The sequence below is a fragment of the Cryobacterium sp. Y82 genome (assembly GCF_002929495.1).
GTDB classification, from domain to species: Bacteria; Actinomycetota; Actinomycetes; order Actinomycetales; family Microbacteriaceae; genus Cryobacterium; species Cryobacterium serini.
Genome location: NZ_PJJJ01000035.1, coordinates 196360 through 206073 on the forward strand (window position 1 = coordinate 196360; position 9714 = coordinate 206073).

The window sequence follows — 9714 nt, forward strand, 5'->3', positions numbered from 1 at the left end:
AGCCTATCGAGCCAGAGCTCGGCGCGTGGTTGCCTCAGGACCGTGCCGCGGGACGGTCCCCTATCCTCAAGGGATGGAACGCTCGGAATCCCCGTATTCGCGTGGGACGAGACCCGCGTCGAGGAGCAGACGGAGCCTCCTGGCTTCCGGCGCTGTCATCACGGGCATGGGGTTGACGGTTCATTTCACCAACAATGGACCGGTCGGTGATTTCGCTGCCGACGCTCTGTACGCGGTGCTGACCTACCTGGCCGTTTCGTTCATCGCTCCACGCTTTCGACCTCAGGTCAGTGCAACGATCGCCTACTTGGTTTGCGTGACGATCGAGGCAGCCCAACTATCCCCAGGGCCGGCTGCCCTGGCCGATGTCTTTCCGCCGGCCAGACTCATTCTCGGCACGACGTTTGCGCCCGTGGATCTCCTCGCCTATGCCGTGGGGGTGTCAGCCGCCCTGGTCTGCGACAGGCTCATTCCACGACGCCGCACGCGATCGATCCGGCCAACCGCCAGGTAGCAGCTACGGAATGCGCTCGTGCAAGCGGCACTCACCGTGGTCGAGGCGCCACAATCTACATCCGCGCTAGTCGACCTTGCCGAGACCTCCACGTGCACGACGTGGCGCGGTCTCGGCGTCGTACACGTGGGGCGGGCGCCTACTTTTCCCAGTTGGGTTTTTCGGCAGGGGTGGCAGCGCGGTTTTGGCCGGCGGGGCGCCAGGTTTGGGTGGGGTCGAACACGGGGGCCCGGAGACCCCGGGCCGGCCGTCTCGCATGGTGATATCCGAGCCGGAGGTCTCGATACTTTCACGCCCGGCGTTGCAGAGCAGCACAGCATTGTCCATATCGGCGGGTCCGCCCGTGCGCCGGGGCCTCACCGGGCGCAGAGCCGTCCGGTGCATTATGAAAAAAACCTGAAATTGAGTGCAAACTTGCTCAAAGAAAGAACCTCCCCGACCCGGCCTTAGTGCGAGTTATCGATCAAATTTTCGAAAGTACCAGGAGCTATGCACAAGGCAGAAACAAGGAGACGTCGAGCATAGAGTTCCTCGCACTGCCGCGCGGCGCTCCGAGCACCCGGTGCACCGCTGCTCGACACTGGGCAGCATGCTTGGTCATCGCTCGGGGCGCATTTCGTGCTGTTGAAATCGTGTTATCGTTTATCGTTATGTATCGACAAACGTTATGGCGTAAGGGTCCAGCATGATGATGATTCAACACGACACGAAGAACTCTGAAATGACACGCTGATGGCGGCTCTAACCTGGTGGGCTGCTCTCCTCGTCTTACTCGTGCTCGGCACCATAGCGACCGTCGTGGTAATCGAACGTCGATCGGGATCTCGACCGGGCACCGATGTCGGCCCCACCAAGGCGGTGCGGGTCACCAGAATCATCGCGATCCTCTATGCGGTGGTGACGGTGTTCGGAACTGTAGCCGACGCCCTGCAACGGCTACTCAGCGACGCTGTGAGTGTGCGGCTGCCCGTCAAGCCATTCTGGCCCGGCCTGCCGAACACGGTTGAGGTCACGGGGACGACCGCCGACGTTGTGGGTGGAGGGTTCGACCACGCTGTGGTGACCGTGGCAGGGCTGGACACTGCCACCCGCGTCTGGCTGGCAGCCGGCGACGCGCTTCAGGGAGCGACGAACGTTGTGATCGCTGTCGTTGTTGTTATGCTCTGCACGAGCATCATCAGGCTGGATCCGTTCCGTCCGGCACTGACCCGCGGCATCAACCTGACCGCGACCTCGATCATCGTCGGCGGCCTCGGCTGGCAGGTGTGTGATGCTGTCGCGGGCGGCCTCGCCTCCTCTCAGGTACTCAGGGCAACCGGGTGGAGTCTGGACACAGCCGAGATCGACTGGACTGACATTCGTCAGGTCATCGGGCTGCCGATGGCAGGCCACGAATGGACTCTGGATTTCTGGCCGATCTGGGTGGGCCTGGCCCTGTTCGCCGTAGCCGCGGTATTTCGATACGGGCAGAAGTTGCAAAGAGACTCCGACGGGCTCGTCTGATGCCCGCGGTTCCCGATGAGGACTCCGGCATTCATTGCCGGCTCGACGAGCTCCTCGAGCAGCGTGGCATGACCCTGACGCGGCTCAGCTCCCTCGTGGGCGTCAGCATCGTCAACCTGTCGGTGCTGAAGAACGACCGAGCCAGAGCCATCCGCTATTCAACCCTGCGGGCGATCTGTGATGCGCTCGACTGCGATGTCGGAGATCTGCTGGTGGTGGGACCGAGCCCCTGACAGCGGATGCCCGCATGACCGCGCCTGATCTCGGTAGCCACTACGGTAGCGGGCGTAGCGCGCACCCGTTTCGGGAGCGCGCATCCGCTGGTCTGGGCGGCGGGGCGCCTACTCGTCGGAGCGCTGCAGCAGAGTGATGAACATGGCGTCGGTACCGTGGCGGTGCGGCCACAGTTGCACGCTTCCGGTGTCGGCGGGCAGGTCGAGGTTCGCCGCACTGAAGGACTGCACGACGGCCGCGGTGTCGAGCGCCGTCACGGCGCCGCCGGCCTTACGCACGGCGAGGGCGACGATCGCCCGCGTCTCCGCGATGTGCGGTGAGCAGGTGACATAGGCGAGGATGCCGCCGGGCTTGAGCGCGAGCAGTGCCGCATCGATGAGTCCGGACTGCAGGCCAGCGAGGTCAGCGACGTCCTTGGGTTGCTTGCGCCAACGCGCCTCGGGTCGGCGCCGAAGGGCACCAAGGCCGGTGCAGGGGGCATCAAGCAGAATGCGGTCGAAGGTTTCCGGGTGCGATTGGCCGATGGTGGTGCCGTCGATTTCCCACACCGGAATTGGCTCGGGGAGGGCCTCAAGAGCGGTGCGCACGAGCGTCGCCCGGGCGGGAACGAGCTCGTTGGCCACGAGAACGGCTCCCCCGGCGCGTGCCTCGGAGGCGAGCAGGGCGGCCTTGCCACCGGGTCCGGCGCAGAGGTCGAGCCACCGCTCCCCCGCAACGATCGGCCGGGCGCGGCTCAGTGCCAAAGCGGCGATCTGCGATCCTTCATCTTGCACTCGAATGCGACCCGCCGTCGCCGTCACCAAGTGGTATGGGTCTCCGGAGTCCAACACGAATCCGACCGGCGAGAATTCATCGGAGAGGCCCAGCCGTTCGCGGTCGGCGTCGGTGGCGAGGCCGGGCAACGCAACCATATTGACCTTCGCCGCCATATTGTCGGCGGCGAGCAGATCGGCCAGCTCATCTTCGTGACCTTCGGCACGCAGGGCCTGCCGAAAGGCCCGCACGATCCAGGCCGGATGGGAGTATTCGGCGGCGAGCCGGTCATCGACGTTGACCGCACCTTCGAGCACCCGGCCACGCCATTCCTCGGCGCTCGATCGGGAGATGGTGCGTAGGACCCCGTTGGTGAAACCGGTCGCGGAACGTGAGCCGACCTGCTTCGCGAGCGAGACGGATTCGTTAACCGCGGCGTGGGTCGCGACGCGGGTCGCGAGCAGTTGGTGGGCGCCAAGTCGGAGCACATCGAGAATGGCCGGATCGATGGCGCTGACCGGTCGGTTAGCAGCGAGGGCGATCACACGGTCGTAGAACCCCTGCATGCGCAGGGTGCCGTAGGTGAGCTCGGTCGCGAGGGCGGCATCCGCCGTATTAAGGGCGGCGCGTTGAATGCGGGTCGGCAGCAGCAAGTTCGCGTACGCGTCGGATTCCCGCACGGCCGCGATCACCTCGTAGGCAATGCGTCGCGCCGGCTGCACGAAGTCGGCGGGGGCCTGGCGGGACCGGGCCTTGCCCGACGGTTCCGAGTCGGCCGCGCGGGCCGAGTTAGCCCGGGCCGAGTTAGCCCAGGCCGAGTTAGCGCGATCGTCACTCATGATGCCATCACCGATTCTGTTGCCACTCCGCGCCACCAGTCGTTCGCACTCATTGCTGTCTTTCCGGCCGGTTGCACGCGAAGCAGAACCAGGGGTTCGCTCGCTGTGCCCACCAGCACGATCTTTTCGCGCTGCACAATACTTCCGACAGGCAGGTTGGGTTGGTCGACACTGGGTGCGACCTCGAGAAGTTTCAGTACCGCGCCGTTCACGGTGGTGAACGCACCCGGCTCCGGGGTCACACCGCGAATATGGTTATAAACGGATGCTGCCGGTCGGCTGAAATCGATCCGCGCGTCGTCCCGCGCGAGTTTGGGCGCGAGCGTAACTTCCCCGGTCTGCGCCACGGCCAGGGCAGTGCCAGCGGCGAGCTCAGAAACTACCCGCAGAAGCAGATCGGCGCCGCTGTGGCTAAGCTCCTCGAGAAGTATGCCCGAAGTGGAATGCGCGCCGAGCGGCCGGGAAAAACTGCCGAAAACGTCGCCGGCATCGAGTTCTGGTACCAGTTGGAACACTGCGGCGCCGGTGAGTTCATCACCGGCGATGACGGCGCGCTGTACCGGGGAGGCCCCCCTCCAGCGCGGCAGGAGAGAAAAGTGCAGGTTGATCCAACCGAGACGGGGAACGGAGAGCAGGGGCTCGCGCACAATGCCGCCGTAGGCGACGATGACGCCGAGGTCGGGGTGCTGGGCCCGGATGGTCTCGGTCGCCGGAGCGTCAAGCCGGTTGGTCTTCAGCACCGGATAGCCCAGCTGCGTCGCGGCCTGCCCGACCGGCGACGCGGTGAAGGTGCGCTTGCGCCCGAGCGGGGCATCCGCTCGAGTGATCACGGAGACAATCTCGTGATCGGAGCTGGCCAGGGCAGTGAGGCTGGGCAGCGCGACCTCGGGCGTGCCGGCAAAGACGAGTTTCATTTAGATCAGCTCCGGGTCGTCGAATCGAACTTTAAGTGTAGGTGCCGGTTGGAACGAACCCGACTTCGGCTTGCGGCGTTTGGCGGCGTTCCGCACGACCGCCGCCTTGAGCGCGTGGGCCACTTCATCGCCGCGGGCGTAGCCGAACCGAACGACCGCACGCACCAGGGGGGCCTCGGTATCGACCGGGCCCAGTATGTCGAGGCCTGCCACCGCGCCGAGATCGGCGAGGGCAGCGTCGACGTCGGCGGCGGTGCCGGTAACCGAAGCGACACGCACGGCCGGCGGAAACCGCAACTGGCGCCGGTCGGCAAGTTCGCTCGCGGCGAAGATATCCGGCCGCCAGGAGTTGAGTGCCCGGGCGAGGCCACCGCCAACGCCGGCGAGCAGCACGGGAGCGCCGGGCGCGGCGAGGGCGGCCGCGTTGGCCCACCAGCGCAGGCAATCCTCAGCGACGCGCAACGATTCACGGGCGAGCATCCGCTCTCCGTCGAGGATGAGGATGGCACGGTAACCGCCGGTCGGCACCGGTTCGGCGCCCCGGGTGGCAATCACGAGAGCCGGCTGGGCTCCGAGAGTCTGAATCGTGTGTTCTCCGTCGGCGACGATCACCCGTGCCCCCGGAAAGGCGCGGCCGAGTTCTTCGGCGGTGCGCCCGGTGCCAAGGGTGACGACGCGCAGCTTGGTTCCCGTGCAGTGCGTGCAGGTCCAGCCGGCAGCGAGGGCGCCGCACCAGCGGCAGGACGGTACCGCCGACGCGGATTTGAGCCCGAGCGGGCCCTGGCAGTGGGTGCAGCGGGCGGCTTTCTTGCAGGTTTGACAGGCCAGCATGGGCGCGTAGCCGGGGCTGGCGACCTGCACGAGCACCGGTCCGTGGGCGAGTGCCTCCCGGGCGGCCTGCCACGCGGCCGACGGGATACGGGCCACGCGGGCCTGCTGGTCGGGCTCAGACTGATAGTCGGTGGGAATAATGCGCGGGTGCCGATCGGCGGCCGGACTCACTTCGGCGAGATACCCGAGTTCAACCAGGCGCTGGGTTTCGACGCTGCGCGAGTGCCCGAGCAGTACGAGGCCGCAGTCGCTGTCTTGTTGCCGTACGAGGGCCGCGTCCCTGGTGTTCACGTATGGGCTCAGCGGTTCGGTGTAGAGCGGGTCGCCGTCGTCCCAGACGGCAATGAGGCCGAGCTCGTGCGCCGGGGCGTACACGGCCGACCGGTTACCGAGAATGATGCGCGGGACGGGTTCGAGACAGGCCAGAAAGGCCCGGTACCGATCCGGGTTCGGCTGGCGGGCATCGACCCGGCAGAGCGGCACCGTCGGTGCGAGTTGGTCAAGGACTGCCTGCACCTGGTCCTGGTCACGAAAGTCGGGCACGCAGAGAATAGCGCTCTGCCCGGTACCGACCGTGGCCACGGCGAGTTCGGCCAGGGTCTGCGCCCAGCGGCCGACGGTGCGCCCGTCGGCCAGTTGTACGAGTTCGGGGATCGCAGCCACGGCAACGCGGTGGTGTTCCATGATGGCGCTGTCGAGGCGACCGGTCGGGTAGCCGACGAAAGCGGGTGTTGCCAAAACGATCGCGGCGGGTGGCGTCGTCGGGGCCGCGGTCGTGCTCAAATCGGCCCGGTTGCCGAGCTCAGAGATGACGACCCGCGCGGCCAGCCAGGCTTTTTCCACGCGCACCTGCCGCGGTGGTACCGCGAGTCGGATGATGTCACTCGCGTTCCCGGCGGCGCGATCCGCCAGACGGCGAGCCAGTGTCCAGACGGCTGGCGTGAGCACCACGGCAGTCGACACTAGGGAGTCGAGCGGGCTGAGTGCGCCGCGGAAGGCGACATCCGTTTCACGGGCGGATTCCGAGCGCACTGCTCGCGGATCAAACAACTCGATCACATACGCGTCGACGACGCGCCCACCGGAGCGAAACGGCACCTTGACGCGCATGCCGGCCGCCACCTCGCCCACCAGTTCGGCCGGTACGCCGTAGTCGAACAGGTGGTCCAGTTGCGGCAGGGGGGACTCGATCAGCACCCGTGCGACGAGGCCGGAGTGCGTCATGACCGCGCCGGTTTCAGAGGCCGGCGGCGCTACGCAGGTCGTCGACCTTGTCGAGGCGCTCCCAGGTGAAGTCGGGCAGCTCCCGGCCGAAGTGCCCGTACGTCGCCGTCTGCGCGTAGATGGGACGCAACAGGTCAAGCGAGTGGATGATTGCTGCCGGCCGCAGGTCGAACACCGCGCGGATAGCCGCGGTGATCTCCTTATCGGGCAACACACCGGTGCCGAAAGTTTCGACATACAGGCCAACCGGAGAAGCCTTGCCGATCGCGTAGGCGACCTGCACCTCGAGGCGTTCAGCCAGGCCGGCTGCGACAGCATTCTTCGCGACCCAGCGCATGGCATAGGCGGCAGACCGGTCGACCTTGGACGGGTCCTTGCCGCTGAACGCACCGCCGCCGTGGCGGCTCGATCCGCCGTAGGTGTCGATGATGATCTTGCGACCCGTCAGGCCGGCATCGCCCTGCGGGCCACCGATTTCGAAGCGTCCCGTGGGGTTGATCAGGGTCGTGAGCGACGAGGAATCGAGGTCGATCAGGTCGAGAACCGGACGAATCACGAGTTCTTCAACCTCGAGGCGCAACTGCTCGGTGGACACCGAGGGTGCGTGCTGGGTTGACACCACGACGGTTTCGACGGTGCGCGGAATGATTCCGTCATAACCGATGGTGACTTGGGTCTTGCCGTCGGGCCGCAGGTAATCGAGTTCGCCGCTCTTGCGCACGAAGGCGAGGCGTTCGGCCAGGCGGTGGGCGATCCAGATGGGGATCGGCATGAGTTCGGGGGTCTCCCGGGTGGCGTAGCCGAACATAATGCCTTGGTCGCCGGCGCCCTGCCGGTCGAAGTCATCGAGGCTGGACTGTTCGCGCGTCTCGAAGGCGTTGTCGACGCCCTGGGCGATATCGGGCGACTGCCCACCGATGGAGATTTCGACCCCGCAGGATCGGCCGTCGAACCAGACGTCCGAGGAGTCGTAGCCGATGTCGGTGATGCACTTGCGCACAATCGACGGAATTTCGACATAGGCCTCGGTGGTGACCTCGCCGGCCACGTGTACGAGCCCCGTGGTGACGAGCGTCTCGACGGCGACCCGGCTGTGCGGATCGTCGGTGAGCAGCGCGTCGAGAATGCTGTCGGAGATCTGGTCGCAGATCTTGTCGGGGTGACCTTCGGTGACTGATTCCGAGGTGAAGAGGCGAAGATCGCTCATCTGGCCCGTCTCTGTTTACTAAAAAACGTAGTTTTGAATGAAAACGTAGGAGTTGTTGCCTGTCGCAGCGGACGCTAGCCGATCAGGTCAAGTATGCAATTGGCCACCGACACTTTGCTTCCGGAGGCCTCATTCACTATAACTCCGTGGCGATCGAGCACCGTCACGGTGTTACGTTCCGTGCCGAAACCGGCGCCCAGGCCCACCCGGTTCACGACCAGGTAGTCACACCCCTTGCGGGAGATTTTGGCGCGGCCGAGCGCGAGCAGCTGATCGGCATCCGTTTCAGTCTCCGCGGCGAAGCCGATGATCAGCTGCCCCCGTCGGCGCGAAGCAGAGAGGCTGGCCAGAATGTCGGGATTTCTGACAAGTTGCAGGGTGAGGGTGTCCCCCACGGCTTCTTTCTTGATTTTGCCGAGCTGCACGGTTTTGGGTCGATAGTCGGCCACCGCAGCGGCCATGATGATGACGTCGGCCGATTCGGCCGCGAGTGTCATGGCCTCGTGCATCTCCAGGGCGCTGTTGACCACGACGGTGGTGACGCTGGTCGGCACCGGCACTTCGAGGTTGGCGGCTACCAGGGTGACGTGAGCTCCCCGGGCCAGCGCAGCCTGAGCGAGTGCGACGCCCTGCTTTCCGCTTGACCGATTGCCAAGAAACCGCACCGGGTCGAGCGGTTCCCTGGTGCCACCGGCGCTGATCAGCACCCGGCGACCGGTGAGATCGTGCAGAGCGGATGCCGCGGGCTCAGAGGCCAGCTGCCGTCGGTCGAGCACAGCCAAAGCCACCGCCACGACGGTCTCGGGCTCCTCCATGCGCCCAGCACCGGTATCGGTGCCGGTGAGGCGGCCGACGCCGGGGCCGACGATGGTGACGCCGCGCGATCGTAGTGTGGCGACGTTGGCGACCGTGGCCGCGTTGTTCCACATTTCGGTGTGCATGGCCGGAGCGATCACAAGCGGCGCGGTGCTGGCCAGAATCGTGTTGCCGAGCAGGTCGTCGGCGAGGCCGGCGGCGAGTTTGGCGATGCTGTTCGCCGTTGCCGGAGCGACGACGATGAGGTCGGCGCCCTGGCCGATGGCGACGTGACGAACCTCGGCGACGCCCTCGTAGAGATCGGTGTGCACCGGGTTACGCGAAATCGCTTCCAGGGTCGGCTGGCCCACGAAGCGCAGGGCAGCCGCGGTGGCGACGACGTGCACCGCGTCGCCGTTCAACACGAAAGCGCGCACGATGTTGACTGCCTTGTACGCCGCGATGCCGCCGGTGATACCGACGACGATCGTGCGAGGTGTCTTCATCCTGCGCGCTTAGGGTGGGGTGTTTTAGGCCTCGACGATCGGGCGGGAGACGAGCTTGTCGTCGTTGATCTCGCGCAGCGCAACCGAAAGCGGCTTATCTTCGACGGTTGAGTCGACGAGCGGTCCGACGTTGTCGAACAGGCTGCCTTCGTGGAGGTCGGCGTAGTAGTCGTTGATCTGGCGCGCACGCTTGGACGCGAAAATCACGAGGGCATACTTCGAGTCGACCTTGGACAGCAGGTCGTCGATGGGCGGGTCAATGATGCCAGTGGGCTTGTTCGCCATTGGTGTCACACTCCTAATAAAGCACGGCCTGGGGCCTGTGCGAATCTGTTGTTGAACGAGTACATGGAAAGGGCAAACGCGTCGCAGGACACGCAAGAAATCAGTAGAA

9 protein-coding genes are annotated in these 9714 nt (G+C 65.7%); 3 read left to right on the plus strand and 6 right to left on the minus strand.

Annotated features, from left to right (window positions below; translation table 11 throughout):
• Positions 1–166 precede the first annotated feature (166 nt).
• From CXY70_RS17855 to CXY70_RS13030, 3 genes are all read left to right on the plus strand, one after another.
• The gene (locus CXY70_RS17855) at positions 167–514 is read left to right on the plus strand and encodes a DUF2809 domain-containing protein (protein WP_158250982.1); all 348 of its coding nucleotides are present in this window, start codon (positions 167–169) and stop codon (positions 512–514) included.
• Positions 515–1246: 732 nt separating this feature from the next.
• Positions 1247–2017, plus strand: coding sequence for a hypothetical protein (locus CXY70_RS13025; RefSeq protein WP_104192773.1), 771 nt, complete (start codon positions 1247–1249; stop codon positions 2015–2017).
• Positions 2017–2250 (plus strand): helix-turn-helix transcriptional regulator, encoded by a 234-nt coding sequence (locus CXY70_RS13030; protein ID WP_104192774.1) that lies wholly within the window; start codon positions 2017–2019, stop codon positions 2248–2250. Before CXY70_RS13025 ends, CXY70_RS13030 begins: the two co-directional genes overlap by 1 nt.
• A gap of 108 nt (positions 2251–2358) precedes the next feature.
• On the opposite strand, the gene CXY70_RS13035 is transcribed toward CXY70_RS13030, so the two are convergent.
• The 6 genes from CXY70_RS13035 to rpoZ all read right to left on the minus strand — a co-directional run bounded on the left by CXY70_RS13035 (position 2359) and on the right by rpoZ (position 9605).
• Positions 2359–3843: an RsmB/NOP family class I SAM-dependent RNA methyltransferase gene (locus tag CXY70_RS13035; protein ID WP_104192775.1), complete on the minus strand. Its 1485-nt coding sequence runs from the start codon at positions 3841–3843 to the stop codon at positions 2359–2361.
• A complete protein-coding gene (gene fmt, locus CXY70_RS13040; RefSeq protein ID WP_104192776.1) occupies positions 3840–4757 on the minus strand; it encodes a methionyl-tRNA formyltransferase in 918 nt (305 codons plus the stop codon). Before fmt ends, CXY70_RS13035 begins: the two co-directional genes overlap by 4 nt.
• Complete coding sequence (locus CXY70_RS13045) at positions 4758–6812, minus strand: hypothetical protein (protein WP_104192777.1); 2055 nt, start codon at positions 6810–6812, stop codon at positions 4758–4760.
• Positions 6813–6825: 13 nt separating this feature from the next.
• A complete protein-coding gene (gene metK / locus CXY70_RS13050; protein WP_104192778.1) occupies positions 6826–8019 on the minus strand; it encodes a methionine adenosyltransferase in 1194 nt (397 codons plus the stop codon).
• Between the two features lie 74 nt (positions 8020–8093).
• Positions 8094–9320, minus strand: coding sequence for a bifunctional phosphopantothenoylcysteine decarboxylase/phosphopantothenate--cysteine ligase CoaBC (gene coaBC / locus CXY70_RS13055; protein ID WP_104192779.1), 1227 nt, complete (start codon positions 9318–9320; stop codon positions 8094–8096).
• Between the two features lie 24 nt (positions 9321–9344).
• Positions 9345–9605: a DNA-directed RNA polymerase subunit omega gene (rpoZ, locus tag CXY70_RS13060; RefSeq protein ID WP_092107764.1), complete on the minus strand. Its 261-nt coding sequence runs from the start codon at positions 9603–9605 to the stop codon at positions 9345–9347.
• Positions 9606–9714: the final 109 nt, after the last annotated feature.

Coding starts and splice junctions, on each gene's coding strand:
- CXY70_RS17855 (WP_158250982.1), top strand. CDS start 167: ATGGGGTTGACGGTTCATTTCACCAACAATGGACCGGTCGGTGATTTC.
- CXY70_RS13025 (WP_104192773.1), top strand. CDS start 1,247: ATGGCGGCTCTAACCTGGTGGGCTGCTCTCCTCGTCTTACTCGTGCTC.
- CXY70_RS13030 (WP_104192774.1), top strand. CDS start 2,017: ATGCCCGCGGTTCCCGATGAGGACTCCGGCATTCATTGCCGGCTCGAC.
- CXY70_RS13035 (WP_104192775.1), bottom strand. CDS start 3,843: ATGAGTGACGATCGCGCTAACTCGGCCTGGGCTAACTCGGCCCGGGCT.
- fmt (WP_104192776.1), bottom strand. CDS start 4,757: ATGAAACTCGTCTTTGCCGGCACGCCCGAGGTCGCGCTGCCCAGCCTC.
- CXY70_RS13045 (WP_104192777.1), bottom strand. CDS start 6,812: ATGACGCACTCCGGCCTCGTCGCACGGGTGCTGATCGAGTCCCCCCTG.
- metK (WP_104192778.1), bottom strand. CDS start 8,019: ATGAGCGATCTTCGCCTCTTCACCTCGGAATCAGTCACCGAAGGTCAC.
- coaBC (WP_104192779.1), bottom strand. CDS start 9,320: ATGAAGACACCTCGCACGATCGTCGTCGGTATCACCGGCGGCATCGCG.
- rpoZ (WP_092107764.1), bottom strand. CDS start 9,605: ATGGCGAACAAGCCCACTGGCATCATTGACCCGCCCATCGACGACCTG.